18 protein-coding genes are annotated in these 21,622 nt (G+C 51.4%); 2 read left to right on the forward strand and 16 right to left on the reverse strand.

Features of this window, described 5'->3' with window-relative positions:
* Window positions 1-234 precede the first annotated feature (234 nt).
* From NSB25_RS04255 to NSB25_RS04265, 3 genes are all read right to left on the reverse strand, one after another.
* The gene (locus NSB25_RS04255) at window positions 235-1,998 is read right to left on the reverse strand and encodes an ABC transporter ATP-binding protein (RefSeq protein WP_103238064.1); all 1,764 of its coding nucleotides are present in this window, start codon (window positions 1,996-1,998) and stop codon (window positions 235-237) included.
* A gap of 200 nt (window positions 1,999-2,198) precedes the next feature.
* The gene (locus NSB25_RS04260; protein ID WP_103238063.1) at window positions 2,199-3,962 is read right to left on the reverse strand and encodes an ABC transporter ATP-binding protein; all 1,764 of its coding nucleotides are present in this window, start codon (window positions 3,960-3,962) and stop codon (window positions 2,199-2,201) included.
* A gap of 162 nt (window positions 3,963-4,124) precedes the next feature.
* Entirely contained in the window at window positions 4,125-5,207 is a 1,083-nt protein-coding gene (locus tag NSB25_RS04265; RefSeq protein WP_146039964.1) for a hypothetical protein, read from the reverse strand.
* A gap of 280 nt (window positions 5,208-5,487) precedes the next feature.
* On the opposite strand from NSB25_RS04265, the gene NSB25_RS04270 reads away from it, so the two are divergent.
* Window positions 5,488-6,516: a glycoside hydrolase family 172 protein gene (locus tag NSB25_RS04270; protein WP_103238061.1), complete on the forward strand. Its 1,029-nt coding sequence runs from the start codon at window positions 5,488-5,490 to the stop codon at window positions 6,514-6,516.
* Here NSB25_RS04270 and NSB25_RS04275 read toward each other — a convergent pair.
* The 13 genes from NSB25_RS04275 to rsxC all read right to left on the reverse strand — a co-directional run bounded on the left by NSB25_RS04275 (window position 6,506) and on the right by rsxC (window position 20,197).
* Window positions 6,506-7,312, reverse strand: a complete 807-nt coding sequence (locus NSB25_RS04275; protein WP_103238060.1) for a 4'-phosphopantetheinyl transferase family protein — start codon at window positions 7,310-7,312, stop codon at window positions 6,506-6,508. The two genes, NSB25_RS04270 and NSB25_RS04275, sit on opposite strands and share 11 nt — an antisense overlap.
* 3 nt (window positions 7,313-7,315) lie before the next feature.
* The gene (gene aspS / locus NSB25_RS04280) at window positions 7,316-9,097 is read right to left on the reverse strand and encodes an aspartate--tRNA ligase (protein ID WP_103238059.1); all 1,782 of its coding nucleotides are present in this window, start codon (window positions 9,095-9,097) and stop codon (window positions 7,316-7,318) included.
* 143 nt (window positions 9,098-9,240) lie between these two features.
* Window positions 9,241-10,503 (reverse strand): histidine--tRNA ligase, encoded by a 1,263-nt coding sequence (hisS, locus tag NSB25_RS04285; protein ID WP_103238058.1) that lies wholly within the window; start codon window positions 10,501-10,503, stop codon window positions 9,241-9,243.
* 194 nt (window positions 10,504-10,697) lie between these two features.
* Window positions 10,698-11,291 (reverse strand): recombinase family protein, encoded by a 594-nt coding sequence (locus NSB25_RS04290; RefSeq protein ID WP_103238056.1) that lies wholly within the window; start codon window positions 11,289-11,291, stop codon window positions 10,698-10,700.
* 268 nt (window positions 11,292-11,559) lie between these two features.
* The gene (locus NSB25_RS04295) at window positions 11,560-13,140 is read right to left on the reverse strand and encodes a glucose-6-phosphate isomerase (protein ID WP_103238055.1); all 1,581 of its coding nucleotides are present in this window, start codon (window positions 13,138-13,140) and stop codon (window positions 11,560-11,562) included.
* A gap of 84 nt (window positions 13,141-13,224) precedes the next feature.
* The gene (locus tag NSB25_RS04300) at window positions 13,225-13,878 is read right to left on the reverse strand and encodes a cell wall hydrolase (RefSeq protein WP_103238054.1); all 654 of its coding nucleotides are present in this window, start codon (window positions 13,876-13,878) and stop codon (window positions 13,225-13,227) included.
* A 146-nt stretch (window positions 13,879-14,024) separates the two neighbouring features.
* Window positions 14,025-15,131, reverse strand: coding sequence for a glycoside hydrolase family 25 protein (locus tag NSB25_RS04305; protein WP_103238053.1), 1,107 nt, complete (start codon window positions 15,129-15,131; stop codon window positions 14,025-14,027).
* Between the two features lie 62 nt (window positions 15,132-15,193).
* Window positions 15,194-15,991, reverse strand: coding sequence for an RnfABCDGE type electron transport complex subunit B (locus NSB25_RS04310; protein WP_103238052.1), 798 nt, complete (start codon window positions 15,989-15,991; stop codon window positions 15,194-15,196).
* A 14-nt stretch (window positions 15,992-16,005) separates the two neighbouring features.
* Entirely contained in the window at window positions 16,006-16,581 is a 576-nt protein-coding gene (locus tag NSB25_RS04315; RefSeq protein ID WP_103238231.1) for an electron transport complex protein RnfA, read from the reverse strand.
* Between the two features lie 9 nt (window positions 16,582-16,590).
* Window positions 16,591-17,304 (reverse strand): electron transport complex subunit RsxE, encoded by a 714-nt coding sequence (gene rsxE, locus NSB25_RS04320; RefSeq protein WP_103238051.1) that lies wholly within the window; start codon window positions 17,302-17,304, stop codon window positions 16,591-16,593.
* Window positions 17,297-17,917 carry an FMN-binding protein gene (locus tag NSB25_RS04325; RefSeq protein WP_242982282.1) on the reverse strand — a complete coding sequence of 207 codons (621 nt, stop codon included), beginning with the start codon at window positions 17,915-17,917 and terminating at the stop codon, window positions 17,297-17,299. The genes rsxE and NSB25_RS04325 overlap by 8 nt, the downstream gene beginning before the upstream one ends.
* A complete protein-coding gene (locus NSB25_RS04330; protein WP_103238050.1) occupies window positions 17,907-18,866 on the reverse strand; it encodes an RnfABCDGE type electron transport complex subunit D in 960 nt (319 codons plus the stop codon). Before NSB25_RS04330 ends, NSB25_RS04325 begins: the two co-directional genes overlap by 11 nt.
* Window positions 18,867-18,880: 14 nt before the next feature.
* A complete protein-coding gene (gene rsxC, locus NSB25_RS04335) occupies window positions 18,881-20,197 on the reverse strand; it encodes an electron transport complex subunit RsxC (RefSeq protein ID WP_103238049.1) in 1,317 nt (438 codons plus the stop codon).
* 239 nt (window positions 20,198-20,436) lie between these two features.
* Between rsxC and NSB25_RS04340 the strand changes: the two genes are divergently transcribed.
* The gene (locus NSB25_RS04340) at window positions 20,437-21,540 is read left to right on the forward strand and encodes a ribonuclease H-like domain-containing protein (RefSeq protein WP_103238048.1); all 1,104 of its coding nucleotides are present in this window, start codon (window positions 20,437-20,439) and stop codon (window positions 21,538-21,540) included.
* Window positions 21,541-21,622 lie beyond the last annotated feature (82 nt).

The following is a 21,622-nucleotide window of genomic DNA, read 5'->3' on the forward strand; positions in this document are numbered from 1 at the left end:
CGCATCCGTGCGATAATTTATCTTGCAGGAACCGCTTCTCGAACCTGCAGTTCATACGGCAGTGATTCCTGAAGTTTCTTATATTTTACATTATATCGGTCAAATCCGCCGTTTTCTTAACCATCATACCATCGGAAAACAGACATTATCGACAACACAACAGGCGCATGGAACAGAAATTCTGCATAGCCATGCGCCTGTTATTTTCAAAATGAAGAAAGCAAAATGAATCTTTCACCCTTCAAACTGCGAATGATACAATGTGGAGTAAAAACCCTTTCCGGCCAGCAGTGTCTCGTGATTTCCCTGCTCGATAATATTGCCATCCTTCATGACCAGAATGATATCCGCCTCCTGAATGGTGGAAAGTCTGTGGGCCACAATAAAGCTGGTCCTGCCCTCCATCATCCTGGCAAATGCTTTCTGGATCCGAATTTCCGTGCGGGTGTCAATGGAAGAAGTAGCTTCATCCAATATCAGCATGGGTGGCAGACACAACATGACTCTGGCGATGCACAGGAGCTGTTTCTGCCCCTGAGACAGGCTGCCTCCGTCCTCGTTAATCATTGTGTCATACCCCTGAGGCAGGCGCTTGATAAAGCTGTGGGCATGAGCCGCTTTCGCTGCTTCCAGCACTTCCTCCTCCGTGGCGTCCGGTTTCCCCATGCGGATATTATCCCTGATGGTTCCCGTCCGCAGCCAGGTCTCCTGAAGCACCATGCCGTAACTGGTTCTGAGGCTTCCCCTGGTAATCTCCCGGATGTCTGTGCCATCCACTTTTATCCGCCCGCTGTCCACATCATAGAAACGCATCAGCAGATTGATCACCGTGGTCTTCCCGCAGCCGGTAGGTCCTACAATCGCCACACGCTGACCGGGCTTCACACTCAGATTAAAGTTCTCAATCAGCTTCCTGTCCGGCACATAGCTGAAATGCACCTTCTCCAATGCCACATTCCCTTCCGCATCTGTCAGAACCTTCGCATTCTCAGCGTCCGGAATCTGCGGTTCCTCGTCAATCAGCTCGAATATTCTGGCGGCGCAGGCCAGCGCGTTCTGCAGTTCCGTCACCACACCGGAGATCTCGTTAAAAGGTTTCGTATATTGGTTGGCATAGCTTAAAAAGCAGGAAAGCCGCCCCACGCTGATGCCGCCTCGAATCGCAACAAATGCGCCGAAAATGCCCACCCCGGCATAGACCAGACTGTTCACGAAACGGGTGGCCGGATTGGTGATGGAAGAAAAGAAAATCGCCTTCAGAGAACAGGCCTGCAGTCTGTCGTTGATCTCCCCAAACTGTTCCTTTACTGCCTCCTCTCTGGAAAAGGTCTTCACGATCTTCTGGTTGCCGATCATTTCCTCAATCAGGGAAGTCTGTTCTCCCCTGGTCTCCGACTGCAGCTTGAACATAGAAAAGGTTCTGGTGGCAATAAACCGGGCTACCAGGAAAGAGACCGGCGTGATACAGATTACCACCAGTGCAATGGGCACATTGGTGACAAGCATGAACACAAGGGTACCCAGAATCGTCAGCACACCGGTAAAAAGCTGCGTAAAGCCCATGAGCAAACCATCTGCAAAGGTATCCACATCCGCCACCACCCGGCTTACGATATCCCCGTAAGACCGGGCGTCCAGATACTTCAGGGGAAGCTGTTCCAGCCTGTGAAATGCATCCTCTCTGATATCTCTCACCACATGGTAGGTGATATGATTGTTGCAGGTATTCATCACCCACTGAGCTACAGCAGTGACTGCCATGGCTATCCCGATTTTCTTCATGATGGAGAAAACGCCGGCAAAATCCACCGCATCTTTCCCCAGCAGTAAATCCACCGCGTCTCCGGTGAGTATGGGCACATACAAAGTCAGAACTACCGTCACTGCCGCCAGAAAAAGTGAAAATCCCACCATCAGCCAATATCTGCGTATATAATTCAAAACCTGTCTCAGCGTTGCCATCTGGCTTCCGCTTTTATTTTGTTTCTTATCTGCCATTTTTGTTTCCTATTCCAGTTCCGCTGTGGCCTTACAGGTGCACCTTTCTCCAGATGCACTTTCGGCCGCATATTCATGCGTCCGTAACTGCATCTGTGCACCTGTATCGCCACTGCTGTTTCCAGTTCCGCTGTGGCCTTACAGGTACACCTTTCTCCAGATGTACCGCCACTGCTGTTTCCAGTTTCCTGCTGCCTTACTTATGATACCCCTGCCGCCTTCGGCCGTTCTTCCGGATACTGAGAGAAGTAGATCTCTCTGTATACCTCACAGTTCTCCAGCAGTTCGTCATGAGTTCCGATGCCCGCCATTTCCCCGTCGTCCAGCACAATAATTTTATCCGCATGGCGGATGGAAGAAGCCCGCTGGGAGACAATAAATGTGGTGATGTCGCCGGAAAGTCCCCGCAACGCCGTACGAAGTTTCGCGTCAGTAGCATAATCCAGCGCGGAGGCACTGTCATCCAGAATCAGTATCCGGGGCCTGCGCACCAGTGCTCTGGCAATGGTCAGGCGCTGTCTCTGGCCGCCGGAGAGATTCTTGCCGTTCTGGGCGATCTCCGCGTCCAGTCCGCCCGCTTTTCCTTCCACCACTTCTCTGGCCTGGGCCGTATCCACAGCCTGCCACATTTCTTCCTCTGTGGCATCCGGCTTACCCCACTGCAGATTACTGCGGATGGTTCCCTTGAACAGCACCGCTTTCTGGGGCACCACCCCCACAAGTCTGCGCAGCTCCTCCTCCGGCATCTGTCGGATATCACGACCTTCCAGGCGGATACACCCTTCCGTTACCGGGTAGAACCCGGGAATCAGATTCACCAGCGAAGATTTGCCGGAACCCGTACCGCCGATAGCACCCACAGTCTCTCCCTTTTTCACAGTAAAGTCAATACCATGAAGCGTTTCCGCCCCTGCTCCCGCATAGGCAAAGGATACCTGCTCAAACGCCAGAAACGGGGTCTCGGTAATTTCCCCGCAATCACTGCCGGAAATGTACCTCTCCGCCGCTGTCTGCCAGTTCTCATTCTGTATCTCGAACACCCCTGCCACACGGTCCGCACAGGCCAGCGCTTTTGTGATGGTTATAATCAGATTCGCCAGCTTCACCAGCTCTACCAGAATCTGAGACATGTAATTGATAATGGCCACCACTTCGCCCTGAGTCAGATTCCCCACGTTTACCTGGATAGCACCGATATAAATCAGGAAAATGATGGCGCCGTTTACCACCACATAAGTCACCGGGTTCATCACCGCGCTGATTTTCCCCACAAAAATCTGACTGTCCGCCAGAGCCTTCGTAAATCCGCGGAACCTGGTCTCCTCCTCTTCCTCCTGGTGGAATGCACGGATAACGCGGACACCTGTCAGGTTCTCTCTGGTCACACCCAGCACCTTATCCAGATTGGCCTGCACCTTCTTATACAGAGGCATGGTCCACATCATAATACCGAACACCACCACCGCCAGAAGGGGAATTGCCACCACAAACACCAGCGCACTTTTCACGTCGATGGTGAACGCCATAATCATGGCGCCGAATACAATGATGGGAGAACGCAGGAACAGACGCAGCACCATATTCACACCGGACTGCACCTGATTGATATCGCTGGTCATACGGGTAATCATGGTGGATGTGCCCGCTTTGTCTATATTGGTAAAATTCAGACCCTGAATGTGGTCAAAAAGCGCCTGCCGCAGCCCAGTGGAAAATCCCACCGCCGCCTTGGCCGCAAAATACTGGGCCGTGATGGAAGAAACCAGTCCCACCACCGCCAGCGTCAGCAGCCACAGTCCCATTCGGGCAATATACCCCATATCCGCTTCCGCAATTCCCCTGTCAATGATATTGGCCATGACCAGCGGCACCATCAGCTCAAAAAAAGCCTCCAGCAACTTAAAAAGCGGCGCCAGAACAGACTCTTTTTTATAGTCTTTAAGATACTTCATCAGCCTTTTCATATAAATGTCCCTCCTTCAACCATAAGAAGCTGCTTTTATTGTACGAAAAGCCATGATGTATGTCAATCCATTTTTGTCTGCGAATATCTGTCAGCTTTGAGGAAAGGGTAACCGTTCAGGCACCCTTCCCATCCCGCAGTTTTCAGTTATATTTAAGTCATGTCAGGCATCTCTGTTCATCTTTTCAAAAACCGCCTCGGGATCATAATTCGGTGCACACTCTTTTGCTTTATTATATATTGGCTCGATAATAGAACACTCTTCCTCCAGCTCTTCGGCAATTTCGTCCAACGCTTTGCCTTTTCTCAGCTTTTTGCATATCAAAGATATCTTATTATAAAGTTCACCTTCCGTTCTGCCTTCTGCCTTTCCTGCAGCCATTCCCACAACCATTCCCTCAGCTTTTCCCGCCGCTTTTCCCTCAGCTATTCCCTCGGCCATTCCCGCCGCTTTTCCCTCGGCCCAGCCTTCCTTCCGGATTCTGTTCAGTTCCTCCATCATCCTCAAATATCTAAGCATATATCCTGCCGTCACCTCCGGATCTTTCTTTACCGTCCTGACCATTTCCTGAATCTCCCGCAGCTCCGCGTTTATCGCATTCTCGTCCGTGGTGTGCTCCATATAATGCAGAAGCTGCTTCAAAGTTTCATTTGGTACGCCCTCAGTCCCTCTCGTATATAAAAACAATGTGCCGGCGCCGTCTTCGTAAGGCATTTCCGGTACTTCCACACACCTGCTTTTTATGGTATATGCCATTCGGTTCAGACCAAATGGATCATAGGGCATAATCATGATAATGACAACATTTTTCAGTTTCTCATAATCTGCCCCAGCACCCAGACTCTTTACAGCAATCTTTGCATGATAAAAGCGCATTCTCCGCGGCAGTTCTTTTTTATCTGATGTATCACTCCTCTGATCCGGTTCTATATTGTAAACTGTCACTCTCTCATCGGAATTTTCTTCTATCTCCGGTTCCAGATACACATCCAGCCTTGCGCCATGCAGGTTTGTATCGGCCCCGTAATAGACCTTCTGCGCGGTAACCGACAAATGTTTAAATTCTCTGCCGAATATAATCTTCAGCAGAATTCTGACAAATCTCTCCCCGATTTCCGGGTAAGCCGCCAATGTATTGAACAGAAAGTCATCCAGCAGATTCATTTCCGCCAGTCTCTTTCTTGCCTTCTGTTCCTCTGCCACTTTTTCAGAAACACGCTTCTGTCTTACCTCATTTTTGTTCATATCATTCTCCTTTCCTGTCAGCGGAAAGAAGAGCGCATATGATAACTGTAAATAAAACCTGTCACCATTTTCTGCCTGCAGTCCGCCGTGTTCTCTTCTCATACAGGGATTCTCAGCCGAAATGGTTTCAGATGTTTCATCAGATGTTTCCCAGATATGTACATTTACTATAGCAGGTGAAGACAGGCAATGTCAATCATAAATTTACTTTTTTATACATAATAAGAGTTGCATTATTGAAATAAATTCTCTATACTGAAAGCAAAAAGGAGGATCTGTCATGTCTGTTTTTGAGATTCTGGAAAGAGAAAGCTTCGGATTTTCCGCGGAGAACCCCACTGGAACGCGTTCCGGCGGAAGCAGAGGCAGAGACTGCGAAAAGCTGCGGCCCTGCATCCAGATTGAGCCGGGCGAGACCGTGACACTGTGTGACGTGGAAGGCCCGGGGATGCTTACCCACATATGGTTCACAGGATACACGGGCCATTCCTTTATCCTGCGCGTTTATTGGGAAGAGAATGAAAAGCCCTCTGTGGAAGCCCCCATCTCAGCCTTTTTCGGCTGCGCATATGATGAAAATTTCAGGGACAGAGAGGGAAAATACCCGGTGCTGAACTCCGCGCCCATCCTCCTGGCCCCGGGCCGGGGATACAACTGCTACTGGGAAATGCCCTTCCGCCGGCACTGCAGAGTCACCATGGAAAACCGGAGCACACAGGCCCAGTCCCTCTATTACATGATTGAAGGCTGGAAGGGAGAAATTCTCGCAAATGCCGGATATTTCCATGCTTTTTACCGTCAGGAGCACCCGGTGCAAAAAGGCCGGGCCTATACGGTACTGGATGGAGTCCGGGGCAGGGGACAGTTTGCGGGTCTGTGCTTTGCCGCCGGAATGAACGGCCACAACACCTGCTGGGTGGAGGGCGAGCCCAAAATGTACATCGACGACAGCGAATATCCCACTGTCAACTACACCGGCACAGAAGACTATTTCGGCGGTTCCTATGGCTTCGGCAATGATATCCTGCAAAAACGGTATCAGACTTTCAGCGGTCTGTACGCCGGGCTCTACGCTATCACAGGCAATGACGACTGCGAAATGTACAACGGGCAGCAACGCTTCCTGCTGTACAGATTCCACATCCAGGACCCGGTATATTTCAGCCGTTCCTTCCGCATGACCATGGACAATCTGGGCTGGACCGGCCCCCGGTATGACGATTACACCTCGGTGGCCTACTGGTATCTGGAGCAGCCTGCCGCTCTGCCCGCAGACTTGCCGGACGACCATGAACTGGTCATGCGGTGACATGGCACACTGCGATGCTGTATCCTGCAATATCGCTGTATTCTTTCCAGACCAACTGCCTGCCCGGGAGCAAAATCCTCTCCCGGACAGGTTCTTCCTTCTGCTGCGATGCTCTGCCCCCGTCTCCTGACAGCCTGACATTTCCCGGTGATACTCCGTCCCTGGACAGCGTTCCCTCCTCCGGCAACAGATTCACATTTAAAATGCCCGCGACACCCTTTCCGGTCAGCTTCCCCAAAGCCTCTTTCCTCGCCCACAGCCGGTAGAAAAGGACTTCGCTCTCTTCGGAATCCTCCAGGGCCCGCCTCTCCTCCTCCGAGAAAAAGCGGTCCGCAAGATGTCTTCTGTTACCTGCCTTAAGGTTCCTGCGGTGCTGCTGAATATCCGCCCCCACTTCCTCCACAGACAGCACGCAGAAGACATAGTCTCCCGAATGGGACAGACTGAAATAAAAAGGCAGTTCCCGGAAATACGGCTTTCCATTTTCTCCGTAACGGTAGGTGAGAGACTGCCCGGGCAGTTCCTCCAGGCGTTTCAGTACTTCCCTGACGGAATACGCCGCACAGGGAGCACCGGCAGACTCCCGGGCTCCGGCTCCCCGGAGCGCCTCCCCCGCCCCCAGCTGCAGCAGAAGGCCCGCCCCCAGGCTGGCCGCCCGGGCCCGGCCCGGGCGAATCTTCTCCGCCTTCCTTTTCCTCTCTTCGTCTATGCAGGAAAAGGCCCTCTCAACGAGGGCCTCTCCACTTTCTTCCGTCAGAAATTCTCTTATGGATAAAAGATATTCCGCAAGATACATAATTTACTCCGTAATGCGCAGGTGCAGCTCTTCCAGCTGTTTCTCATCCACCAGGTTGGGCGCATCCGACATCAGACAGGATGCATCTTTCACTTTCGGGAATGCAATCACTTCCCGGATATTGTCCGCCTTCACCAGCAGCATCACAAAACGATCAAAACCGATGGCCAGCCCGGCATGAGGCGGCACGCCGTATTTAAAGGCGTCCAGAAGGAAGCCGAACTGCTCATAAGCCTTCTCCTTCGTGAAGCCCAAAGCTTCAAACATTCTCTCCTGTACATCACTCTGATAGATTCTCACACTGCCGCCGCCCAGCTCCACACCGTTCAGCACAATGTCATAGGCCTTCGCACGCACCCTGCCGGGCTCGGTCTCAAGAAGCGCCAGGTCTTCTTCCATGGGCATGGTAAAGGGATGATGCATGGCCACATACCGCTCTTCCTCTTCGCTCCACTCAAACTGCGGGAACTCCGTCACCCAGAGGAAGTTGAATTTATTGTCGTCAATCAGCTCAAGCTGTCTGGCAATCTCGATTCGCAGCGCGCCCAGCACCGACCATACCAGCTTCAGCCTGTCGGCTGCGAACAAAAGCAAATCCCCGGGTTCACCGCCCATGGCTTCCACCAGCGCCTTCAATTCATCTTCCGTCATAAACTTGGCAAAAGAAGACTTGCAGCTGCCGTCCGGCATAACAGAGAGATACGCCAGTCCCTTAGCTCCGTACCCTTTGGCGAACTCCACCAGCGCGTCTATCTTCTTTCTGGGCATTTCCGCCTGCCCCTTTACATTGATGCCTCTGACACTGCCACCGGCCTCCAGCGCCCCGGTAAACACGCCGAACCCACAGCCTTTCACGACATCGGACACATCCGTCAGCTCCATACCGAAACGGGTATCCGGTTTGTCGGAGCCGAAACGGTTCATGGCCTCATCCCATGTCATCCGTTTCAGGGGAAGTGCTACTTCCAGACCGATGGCCTCCTCACAGACTTTTGCCACCATTCTCTCCGTGGCGTCAATGACATCGTCCACATCCACAAAAGACATTTCCAGATCGATCTGCGTAAACTCCGGCTGCCTGTCCGCCCGCAGGTCCTCGTCCCGGAAGCATTTGGCCACCTGAAAATATCTGTCATAGCCGGAGCACATCAGCAGCTGCTTGAAAATCTGGGGGGACTGAGGCAGCGCATAAAATGTTCCCGGATGTACCCGGCTGGGCACCAGATAATCTCTCGCACCCTCAGGGGTAGACTTATTTAAAATGGGGGTCTCAATCTCCAGAAATCCCTCTTCGCTCAGAAAGGTGCGGATTGTGGTGGCTATCTTGCTGCGAAGAATCAGATTCTTCTGCAGATCCGGTCTGCGCAGGTCAAGATAACGATATTTCAACCGAAGCTCCTCCTTCGTCCGGGAATCTGCCTCTATGGGAAAAGGCGGCGTCTCCGCCTCGGACAGGATACGCACCTGCAAAGCCCGCACCTCAATCTCCCCTGTGGCCAGATTCTCATTGGCCGCCGCTGCCCGCCGCTCCACTCTGCCCGTGATCGCCGCCACAAACTCGCTGCGCAGCTTCTCTGCCTTCGCAAAATTCTCCGCTCCGCATTCCGCCTCTTCAAAAATAACCTGCAGAATCCCGGCCCTGTCCCGCAAATCCACGAAAATGATTCCGCCTTTGTTTCTCTGCTTCTGCACCCATCCCATGACGGTGACAGTCTCTCCGATATTTGCCGCCGTCAGCTCTCCGCAGCGATGAGTCCTCTTCAGTCCCTTCATTGTCTCTGCCATATTTTTCTCCTCAATTTTAGTTCCGTCTTTTCAACTCCATGCCCCTTTGGGGGGAGTAATTTCCAGCTGCACAGAACGCATCTGTAAATTCTCCCGGGCATGTTCGTTTTCAGACTGTTTTAGTTCCGTCTTTTCAGACTGTTTTAGTTCCGCAATCCCTCTTTGTAGAATTCCTCGAACTCTGCATACCCCTCTGCCATCAGCTGCTCCTTCTGGAATTTCTTATTCTTGTTCATCCGGACTACCAGCACCTGACTGCCTGTCTCCCGCATGGCCTGGGCTTTGGCGATCACATCGCACAGAGCCTGCCCCTCCACGCCTTTCTCCACCAGACAGGCAATTTTCTTCGGTCTGTCCGGAATCTGGAAGCCATTTTCCAGAAGCAGCATGATAATTCGTTCAAAACCAATGGAAAATCCGCATGCCGGCACCTCTTTCCCGGTGAATTTCCCCACCATTGCATCATATCTTCCCCCGCCGCCGCAGCTGCCGCCGAATTCCGGAATGGCAATCTCGAAAATAGTCCCTGTATAATAGGACATTCCCCGCACCAGCGTGGCATCGAACACCATCTCAAATCCTGCCGTCTTCGTTGCCTGTACACTGTCAATGATTTCTCTCAGATTATCCGTGACGGAGGTCTCCGCCACGCCTTTCAGCATATCCGCCAGATAAGCCACGCCATCTTCTGCTTTTTCCAGTCCCTGATACAGTTCCAGATATCGCTCCACACAGCTTTCCCCAAAGCCATTCTCCAGAAGTTCCGTCTTCACACCCTCCGGCCCAATCTTATCCATCTTGTCCAGAGTGATGAATACGCTGTCATACGCTTCTTCCGGAAAGCCGCTGTAAGCGGCCATGGCCTTCAGCAGCCTTCTGTCGTTGATACGGATTTCAAATCCCTTAAAGCCCAGTTTCCCCAGGGTAGTGGTGGTGGCCAGTATCAGCTCAATCTCCGCCAGATTGGAGGCTTCGCCCAGAATATCTATATCACACTGCATAAATTGACGATAACGTCCTCTCTGAGGGTTGTCCGCCCGCCATACATTTCCTATCTGCAGTGCCTTAAAGGGAGAAGGAAGCTGCGCCGAGTGCGCGGAATAATACCGCACCAGCGGTACCGTCAGATCATAGCGCAGTCCGAAGTCCACCACATCCTCCTCGGATGCTGCTCCCGCCACATCCAGTTTCTCTCCCCGTTTCAATACCTTGAATAACAGTTTCTCATTATCTCCCCCCTGCTTACTGGTCAGATTGGCAATGCTCTCCGCACAGGGTGTCTCTATAGAGGTAAAACCAAATTTGCCATAGGTCTCCTTAATCACACTGATCGCATAATCCCGTATCTGCATCTCCTCCGGCAGAATATCCTTCATGCCCTTCACAGGCTTTTTATTCAATGCCATAATGATTCTCCTTTGACTGTTTTCCTGTTTTATCCATGATATATTTTTTCTTGTTTACTGTCAATGCCTTTTCTGTGGTCCAAACGTATTCTTTCTGTGGCTTTCCGGGGCATTCCCTCCGATTCCGTAAGCGCAGCCGGAACAGTCTGCCGACCTGTCCGGAATGCCAGAACACAGCACTTCCGTGACCTGTCTCACCTCAGATTCCCCGCCTTCCGATAGAATGACGACATGGGCATATTGCACTGTTTTGCCGCCTCCCGTCCGGATATCTCCCCCGTGACATATCTGCTGCAGGCCAGTTCGAAATTTGCCGGCAGCCTTTTCTCCGGTCTGCCGAAACGAACCCCCCGCTGCTTTGCCGCTTCTATCCCCTCTTTCTGCCTGTCTCTGATATTCTTCCTCTCATTTTCGGCCACAAAAGACAGCACCTGCAATACCACATCACTTAAAAAAGCCCCCATCAGGTCCTTTCCTCTCCGGGTGTCCAGAAGAGGCATGTCCAGCACAACGATATCTATTTTCTTCTCCTTTGTCAGCACTCTCCACTGCTCCAGAATTTCCTCATAATTCCTTCCCAGGCGGTCAATACTTTTGATATAGAGCAGATCATCCTGTTTCAGTTTCTTTATCAGCCGGCGGTACATGGGACGTTCAAAGTCCTTTCCGGATTTTTTGTCCACGTAAATGTTTTCTCCCGGTACCCTCGCCTCGTTCAGTGCAATCAGCTGTCGGACTTCGTTCTGTTCCCTGGTGCTGACGCGTACATAGCCATATGTGTTTCCCATATCTGTGTTTTCCTCGCTTCCTTCTTTTGTACTTATCTGTAAACGCTCTGCGAATACACATTTCTAACAGTACCAAAAAAAGCCGCCTGAACCAAATATGGAAACTGACAGTTCAGACAAATCACTGAACTTTCAAAATAAAAGAACCGCCGCAATCCGCATATTTCCTGCGGAACAGACTGTTTCAAATTACAGAAGCCTGTTCCGTCTGAAAATGCGGTGTACGGCAGTTCCCTGCTTCTTCATCCGGGCTGTCTATTTCTTAAAGTCAGATATTCAGCAAATCGCTGTATGCCTTCAGCGCGCCGTCCGTGTCATGGGCAAGCACCTTCTTCGCCAGAACCTTCCCCAGCTGTACCCCTTCCTGGTCAAAGCTGTTAATATTCCATACAAAGCCCTGGAACATTACCTTGTTCTCAAAGTGGCTCAGCAGTGCCCCCAGTGCCTCCGGCGTCAGCTGTTCTCCAATCACGATGCTGGAAGGACGTCCTCCCTCAAAGTTTTTATTCCGGTTGTCATCTGCTTTCCCGCAGGCAAACGCCACAATCTGGGCTGCAACGTTGGCGCAGAGCTTCTGCTGGCTTGTGCTTTCCTGGATCACCACATCTGTGCCCATCTGGCTGTCTCTGAAGCCTACAAACTGCAGAGGAATAATGTCCGTTCCCTGATGGAGCAGCTGATAGAAGGAGTGCTGTCCATTGGTGCCCGGCTCTCCGAAGATCACAGGACCCGTGACATAATCCACCGGTTCTCCGAAGCGGTTCACCGACTTGCCGTTGGATTCCATGTCAAGCTGCTGCAAATGTGCGGGGAAACGGCTCAAAGCCTGAGAATAGGGCAGTACGGCCGTATTCTGATATCCCAGAACATTGCGCTCATACACTCCGATTAAGGCATCCAGCATGGCGGGATTTGCATACATGTCCCTGTTTCGTGCAAGTTTATCTTCCTCTGCCGCACCCTCCAGAAACCGTGCGAAGACTTCCGGTCCGAATGCCAGGGATAATACCGCGCCGCCCACACCGGAGGTAGACGAGAACCGGCCGCCGATATAGTCGTCCATAAAAAATGCCGCCAGATACTCATCGCTCTGTGCCAGAGGGGAGGTCTCACTGGTCACGGCAATCATATGTCTGGAAGGCTCCAGGCCTGCCTTCTTCAGCGCATCCTTCACAAAGGACTCATTGGTCAGAGTCTCCAGTGTGGTGCCGGATTTGGATACCAGTACGAACAGAGAGCGGGCCACATCAATGGTATTCAGCACCGCCGCCGCATCATCCGGGTCCACATTGCTGATAAATCTGGCTTCCATTTTGAAGGTATGATTTACCTTGGCCCAGTTCTCCAGAGCCAGATACATGGCGCGGGGACCCAGGTCACTGCCGCCGATGCCGATCTGTACCACAGTGGTAAATTTCTCACCTGCCGCATTTGTAATTTCTCCGCTGTGTACTTTATTTGCCAGTTCTGCTATTTTTTCCTGCTGCTGTACATAAAAACTGCGCTTGTCCACTCCGTCGGCAACAACGGCTTCCCCCAGCTGGCCCCGGGTCAGATGATGGAGTACCATACGTTTTTCTCCGGTATTTATCACCTCTCCGTTGTACAGAGCTTCGAATTTCCCGGCCAGCTGCGTCTCCTCCGCCAGCTTTGCCAGAACTTCGAGTATTTTGTCATCCACCTGTTTTGCCGCATAATTGCAGGAAAGTCCTGCCGCCATGGGAACGCTGTATTTTCTGACACGTTCCGCACCCTTCTCCCCTGTCATTGCCTCCGCAAGCTCTACCGGTGCCACCTTTAACAGCTCCTGGTATGCGGGAATGGTATCCAGATTGTTCCAGGTTATCATAATTGCCTCCGACCTCCTTTAAATCATTTTTTCAATTATACTATTAAATGGATGTGAATTCAAGCGTTCGCAGGCACAAAGCTCTCACTTAAAAAATTCATGTCCCCCATGTTCAAACAGATAGGTGAGGCTTCTGTCAAACCACTTCATCTTTCTGCTGTCCGCATACTTTCTGGCTGCAAAGTACAATGCACCCTGTGAGATATCCTCCCCCTTCAGAGCCCGTTCCACGGCATTTACAGTCTCTTCGCTGATTTCCACCCGATAATAGCTTCCGTTGGATACCGGCGAAAACTGCCACACACCCTTTTCTTTCTGAAATACCACCTTTTCCACAGAATCCGGAAATTGTTCCGCATTCATACGGTTCAATACCACATTGGCCACCAGCAGCTTACCGTCTTCATCCTCGTTACCGGCCTCCGCTTCCACAATTCTGAGCAATACTTCAAGGTCTTTATCCGATAAATCATATATGTATTCCTGTTCCATCACAAAGAAATCAATGATTCTCTGATCTGAAACTGCCACATCCACAATTCCGAGACCTTTCTCTCTGCTGTCCACCGCAGCCTGGGCTTTTCCGGCCCATTCTTCCTCCAGTTCCCAGAGACCAAGCCTGAGATTCTGCGCTGTCTCACCGCATAATCTCACCGCATCCACTCCCCGGACACATAAAAAACACATCATCAGAGCAATACTCATCAACGATAAAAGACTCACTGCTTTCCTGTACATATCTCCTCAGTCCTTTCTCTGTCAGTCCATGCCCTGTAAAGCATGTCCGATATATCAATATATGAGAAAAGATCTGAATATATGCCTCGGTTCAGTGAGCCTCATCCATCATCTGCAGGCTGTGCCGGTACAAATGCTCTGCACCGTCATTTTTCCGCGTAATTAATAAAGCTGATATTCATGTTCACATATCCCACAATCCCATCCACAGAGCCCTCACGCTGATACTGCCACATGGTAAATTTATACGGATAATCCGGAATGTCTGCAGCCTGAGAAAGCCATACATCATACGATGTGAGCTTCGACATATCAATCTCCTTAATCAGCCACTCCTTGTTGCCGTAAATCATGGTCTTATAGCCTGCGGCGGCAATGGTGTCCAGGAATGTTTTTGCCATTTCGGTCTTCTCCGCCTTAGTCAGCTTATCCGTTCTGGCAGTATCGTTCTCCACAAGCTCCATGTCATAGGCCACCGGGTACGTTATCTGATACTCACCCAGGTTTTCGATTACCATATTGGCTTCCTCCACGGCTTCCTCTTTGGTAATCGCCTGCGAAAAGAAATAGACACCCACATCCAGCCCCGCATCTGTAGCCCGCTTCAGATTCTCGCTGAAATATTCATCCAGAATCAGCTGTCCCGTTCCATATCCTCTGGCCCCCACCCGCAGCATCACAAAGTTAATTCCGGCTTTTTTTACTTTTACAAAATCCACATAATCCTGATATTTTGAGATATCCACTCCCACATAGGAAGTCTGCTTTCCATCCTCATAGTACTTCATCAGAGAAGACTGACACACCAGCTTTGTAAAATCATACTCATGTTTGGGCAGATAAGGACTGATCAGGACCCATTCCTCCTTGCCGTCCGCATATTGTACCAGCGTATGTTTCCCGTCGGTGGAAGGATCATTCTCCACCACCGCCTCTGGTGTCTGAGTAGGTTCCGGTGTCGCCTCCGGCTCGGGATACATATCCCAGAAATCAAAATCATCAGGATGCAGTGAGCTCCCCGTCAGCAGCTCGTCAGTCTCCGGATACAGGACAACCGGGGATCCGGTATCCCCGGAAGCCTGCACCGATTCATTCTCCTGTGTCTGCTGCGTCGCCGCGCGCCCGCTGCGTCTGTCATTCGTAAACAGTACCGCCAGCAGAATTACCGCCACGAAAACCGACACCGCCACAGTGGCCATCACCACTGTGGGAGTCAGATTTGAACGATCATCAAAATCATCCGGCATTTTCATAATAAAGCTTCTCCTATATAGTCGCTGCGCGACAGCTCCAAAGACAGATGTCGCTGCGTCGATTATAACTTCTCAATACATTTCTTCGGGCATTTTTCCGCGCAGGCACCGCACCCGGTACATTTCTCCTGGTCAATCACCGCATGGAAATCCTTCACTGCCACCGCTTCGGCAGGACAGTTTCTGGCACACAGACCACACCCGATACATCCCGCCTTACAGGCCTTCATGGTCACCGGCCCCTTATCCACAGAACTGCAGGCAACCGCATATGCCGCGCTGTACGGAATCAGTGAAATCAGATGTTTCGGGCAGACCTCCACACATTTCCCGCAGGCCCTGCACTTTTCTCTGTCCACCAGAGCCACCCCGTTCACTACATGAATCGCATCAAAAGGACAGGCCTTCACACAGTTTCCGAATCCCAGACAGCCGCTGTCACAGGACTTTGGCCCTCCTCCTGGTACAAATCCCACCATGCGGCAGTCCTGAACGCCGTAATATTCATAGTCCTGCCCCGCTTTTTCGCAGTCACCGCTGCAGGCCACATAAGCCACTTTTCTTTCAGTCCGGCCTGCCTCCACACCCATGATGGCGGCAATTTTGGCCCCGGCGGCAGCACCGCCCACAGGGCAGGCATCCGCAGGCGCCTCTCCCTTTACAATGGCCGCAGCCAGGCCGGAGCAGCCCGCATATCCGCAGCCTCCGCAGTTATTTCCCGGCAGCGCCGCCAACACGGCTTCCTCTCGCTCATCCGTCTCCACTTTAAATTTAATGCCGGCAACTCCCAGAAAGAGCCCCACAAAAATCCCCACTGCTCCCACTATGGCAGCGGCCGACAAAATACCTGTTATGCTCATCCGTCTACTCCCTTCTACAGCAATCCTGAAAATCCGCAGAAAGCAATGGCCATCAGTCCCGCCGTCAGCAGCACTGCAGGCATACCTTTAAAGGATTCCGGAATATCATTGTACTCCAGCTTTTCACGGATTCCCGCAAGAATCACAATGGCAACGGTAAATCCCACCGCCGTGGCGAAACCGTTCACAATGCCGGTCACAATGCCATATTCTTTCTGCACATTGGTAATCGCCACGCCCAGCACCGCACAGTTGGTGGTAATTAACGGCAGATAGACTCCCAGCGCCTCATACAGGGAGGGCAGCGCCTTGCGCAGAAACATTTCCACAAACTGTACCAGCGCCGCAATAACCAGAATAAATACAATGGTCCTGAGATACTCCACATGAAATCTGACCAGAATAAACTTGTAAATCACTCCCGCCACTCCGCTGGCCAGCGTAATGACAAAAATTACCGCGGCACCCATGCCGGCCGCCGTGTTCGTCTTCCTTGACACGCCCAGAAATGGGCAGAGTCCCAGGAACTGACTGAGCACCACATTGCTCACCAGAGAAGAACCGATTAAAATAACGAGCATTTCCTTCACGTTTTCCATTTATCTGTCCTCCTTGCCCGCTTCATCATAGAACTTCTTCGTACATCCCTTACTGTCCCTGCAGTTCATACAGTCTTCGCTGCACCCGGATCCAATCTTTTCGTATGCCTTTCCGGCTGACTTTCTCCTGTTTTTCACATAATTCTGGAGAGCGGTCAGTGCCGCCAGCACAAAAAATGCTCCCGGTGCCTGCCCGAAAATGCGAATCGGCTGAAAGGACTCCGGAAAAATTCCGCAGCCGAAGATTTCACCGGCACCCAGAAGTTCCCGCACCGCTCCAATGCAGGTCAGCGCGATTGAAAATCCCAGCCCCATTCCAATTCCGTCAAAGAGCGATGGAATCACAGGATTGGAATACGCATAGCTCTCTGCCCGGCCCAGAATGATACAGTTCACCACAATCAGCGGAATATACACCCCCAGAGACTTGTTCAGCGAGGGGAGATATGCCTCCAGCAGAAGCTGCACCGCCGTCACAAAAGACGCGATAATGACGATAAACGCCGGAATTCTCACTCTGTTCGGAATCAGATTCCTCAGCAGAGAAATCAGCAGGTTGCTGAGCGCCAGAACCACCATGGTGGTGAGGCCCATTCCCAGTCCGTTCATGGCCGAAGTGGTGACTGCCAGTGTGGGACACATTCCCAGCATCAGCACAAGCGTGGGATTCTCTTTCACGAGACCGTTATATAGTCTTTCTCCCGCTTTATTCATTTTGGCCACCTCCCATCAAAGCATTTGCTGCCTTTAATCCTCCGTTCACCGCATTGGTCACCGCCTTTGTGGTAATAGTCGCCCCGGCCATGGCATCAATTTCATTCTCGGCGGCGGCCCCTGTCTTCGTATAGACAAAGCTGTCCACGTTTTTCTGGTGGAACTGCGGAACCAGCTCCTCCGGCGCCAGCATACCCAGTCCGGCAGTCTCCGATATCTCCAGAATTGAGATATCATTCAACGTTCCGTCCAGCGTCACTCCCAGATACAGCACAATATTCCCGCCGTATCCTTCTGTAGAGACGGATTCCACCACATATCCCTGAAGCGCACCGTCGCTTCCTGCCGCTTCATAGACGCTCCCGATTTTCACTCCCATGCCGGCAAGCTCTTCCTGCAGTTCTGGCTCTGGTGTGAACTGCAGCTCCTCAAAGGAAGCCGCCGTCTCGAACACGGCTCTGCAGGCCTCCTGTACAGCTTTCTCCTGCTGTATGCGGATAGGTTCCACAGTCAGTTCGTTGACCACGCCCAGAAGCAGACCCGCTATCAGCGTAATGGCAAAGAGGATGCCCGCTTCCTTCAACATCACATTTGCATCGCTCTTATTTTTCACGGCGCTTTCCTCCCTTCCTGTATCCGAAGGCAACAGGCCTCGTATATTTTTCAATCAGCGGCACCAGCAGGTTGCCCAGAATAATGGCATAGGAAACGCCCTCCGCACCGGGCCCGAAGATACGGAATATTCCCGTCATCAGCCCCAGAAAGACGCCGAACACATACTGCCCCTTCGCCGTAATCGGCCGGGTCACATAGTCCGTTGCCATGAAAAAGGCTCCCAGCATCAGACCGCCTCCGGAAAGCTGCGCGGAGAGCCAGGACGGATTAAAACCGTGTCCGCCGAAGATTCCCGCAAAAAGTACAAAAGTCACTATGTAACTGCCTGGAATCCGCAGATCAATGACTCCCAGCAGAATTAAAATGCAGGCTCCTGCCAGAATGGCAATCACCGAAGTCTCTCCTATGGTTCCCGCCGTGCGGCCGATGACCATATCGAGCACGTTCACCTGCTCCCCTGCCTTCAGCGCCGCCAGCGGTGTGGCTCCCGTATAGGCATCGCAGTCGAAGGCTGTCATGGCCGTGGGAAAGGAAATCAGCAGAAAGCACCTTGCCGCCAGCGCAGGATTCATAAAATTCTGCCCCAGACCGCCGAACAGCATCTTCACCGCCAGAATGGCAAACACACCGCCCAGTGCAGCCATCCACAGCGGAATACTCACCGGCAGATTCAGCGCCAGCAAAAGTCCCGTCACCACCGCGGACAAGTCCGCAACAGTGAGATGGGCCAGCACAGTTCCTTTCCATTTACAAAATCCGAATAAAAATTCCGTCAACACCGTACTCGCTATCGTCACCAGAATCACTGCCAGAGCCCTGGGGCCGAAATTATAGATTCCGAAACCTGCCGCGGGCATCAGGGCCACAATCACCGCCAGCATCAGCCCGTTGGTCGTCACTCTGGAACGAATATGAGGATTGGAGGATACTCTAAACAATTCGCTCATGGTTTTTCTCCTGATTATTTTTTTCTTTTGGCCAGCTGAATTTTTCTCATGGACTTAATCTGCTGTGTCAGCTGTCTCCTGGCCGGGCAGACAAAACTGCAGCAGCCGCACTCGCAGCATTCCATGCCGTAGTTCGCCAGAAAGGCCTCTTCGTCAGAATGCTCCGCATAGTCCGCAAGCCTGCTGGGAACCACTCTCCCGGGACAGACCTCCACACATCGCCCGCAGTTGATGCAGGGCCCCGGCTCCATGGCGGACACTTCATCCCTTGTCAGCCCCAGCAGTGCCGTGGAGGTCTTCGTGGCAGGGATATTCAGATGATACATGGCAAAGCCCATCATAGGTCCCCCGCAGACAATTTTCTCCGGCTTCTCCCGGAATCCTCCTGCCGCTGCCAGGATTTCCTCATATGCTGTCCCGATACGCACACGGAAATTAGCAGGGTCGGCCACCGCATCTCCCGTAACGGTGACAATTCGCTCCATCAGCGGCCTGCCCTCTCTGACCGCCCGGTATATGGCGACGACGGTGTCCACATTGTTCACCACACAGCCTACATCCGCAGGCAGCATGGTAGAATTGATTCTTCTGCCGGTAACGGCATAAATCAGCTGTCGCTCCCCGCCCTGAGGATACTTTGTCTTCAGCGCGCAGACACTGATCTTCGGTTCATCCTTCGCCATCTGCTTCAGCAGAGCGATGCAATCCGGCTTGTTGTCCTCCACCGCCAGAATTCCATGGGCATTGGGAAACAGCATCAGCATGATTTTCAATCCGCCGATCAGCTTCTCCGGTTCCTCCAGCATTCTGCGGTAATCGGAAGTCAGATAGGGTTCGCATTCCGCACAATTTGCAATCACATAATCAATTTTATCAGGTTCCCTGGGAGACAGCTTTACATGCGTGGGAAAACCGGCTCCGCCCATGCCCACGATTCCCGCCTCTCTGATTGCGCCGATGATTTCCTCCCGGCTCCTTTTCTCCGGATTCTTCAACGGCAGAAGCTCTGTCTCTTCATAAAGCCCGTCGTTTTCCACGATAATACTTGTCACCATATCGCCTGTGGCCACCCGTCTGGGCTCTATGGCTTTGACGGTACCGGATACCGCCGTATGTATGGGCGCTGAGACAAATCCCCCGCTCTCTCCGATTTTCTGCCCCACAAGCACTCTGTCCCCTTTGGCCACAATCGGCGCGGCAGGTGCGCCGATGTGCTGCGACAGTGGATATACCACTTCGCTCCCGGGCAGAATTTCCCGAATGGGTTTGTCTTTTGACAGAGCTTTTCCGTCGTAGGGGTGTATACCGCCTACAAATGTAAACTTCGCCATACGCTTTTCTTAAGTCCTTTCCAGGATCATACTGAAATCCTTATTTAAGATGCAAAATAAATCTACATATAAATATACTATTTTTTTTTACAAAATACTACTGGAAAAAATAAATTTATGATATAATGTGTCCATATTGCAGGAACCGCTTCGGGAACCCATAAATACCCTGTTTAAAATACAAACCATGATATCATATTAATAACAGAGCCATCATCTTTATAGAAACGGAGGTCGTCATGAAAATTTGCGAGGAAACAATGGATAATTTTTCCATTTCCTATCCCCTGAACAGACTTGCACCCCTGGAGCGCATTCTTTTTATCGATATTGAAACCACCGGTTTCACTGCCAGGACCTCCGGTCTGTATCTCATAGGCTGTGCGTACTATCTGGCCGGCGAGTGGCGGACCATTCAATGGATGGCCGAAAATCGCGAGCAGGAAGCGGATGTGCTGAAGGCCTTTTTTGACTTTGCCAAACTATACCGCTATCTGATTCATTTCAACGGCAATAATTTTGATCTGCCCTTTATCACGCAGAAATGTGAACTGCTGTCACTGCCCTATAGTTTTGACAATTTCAGAGGTATTGATCTGTATAAAAGGATTTCACCTTACCGGTATTTTCTGAAGCTGCCCAGCTGTAAGCAGAAGGCCCTGGAGAACTTTCTGGGTGTGACCCGCAAGGATGCGTTTACAGCCAGCGAGCTTATCGGCATTTATCTGGATTATGTAAAAAATCCTTCCGAGTTCGCAGAAAACGCTCTCTTTCTTCACAATGCGGAAGATTTAAAAGGTATGCTGGAAATTCTTCCCATGCTTGCCTGTTATGACTTGTTCAATCAGCCCGTAAAAGTCAGAAAGGCACAGGCAAATTCCTACAGGGATTTAAACGGCAACAGACGCAGAGAATTGATCCTCATGTTTAATCTGGATATTCCGCTGCCTAAGCCGATATCTGCAAATGTCAGTCATTGTTTCTTCCGGGGGGAAGGTACAGAGTGCTCTCTGAAAATTCCCATCTATGAGGAGGAATTGAAATATTTTTATTCCAATTATCATGACTATTACTATCTTCCCGATGAAGACGTGGCCCTTCATAAATCCGTAGCCGGTTTTGTGAGCAGAGAATATCGGATTCCTGCTTCCGCTGCCAACTGCTACACCCGAAAGGTTTCGTCCTATCTGCCCCAGTGGGATCTGTTGTTCACTCCTTTCTTCAAGCGGGAGTACAAAAGTCATGAACTGTTCTTTGAGCTGACCGACGAGCTGAAGAAAAATAAGGCTGCTTTTTCTACCTATGCCATGCATGTTCTGAATATGATGGTTTTCACTTATTAGTTGGTTTGCAATCAGTCGGAACCACATCTGTACTTTCCATTGAAAAGCTGCCGCCCCAACTGCTCTGTCAGTTGGGGCGACA

The sequence above is a fragment of the Acetatifactor muris genome (assembly GCF_024623325.1).
GTDB classification, from domain to species: domain Bacteria; phylum Bacillota; class Clostridia; order Lachnospirales; family Lachnospiraceae; genus Acetatifactor; species Acetatifactor muris.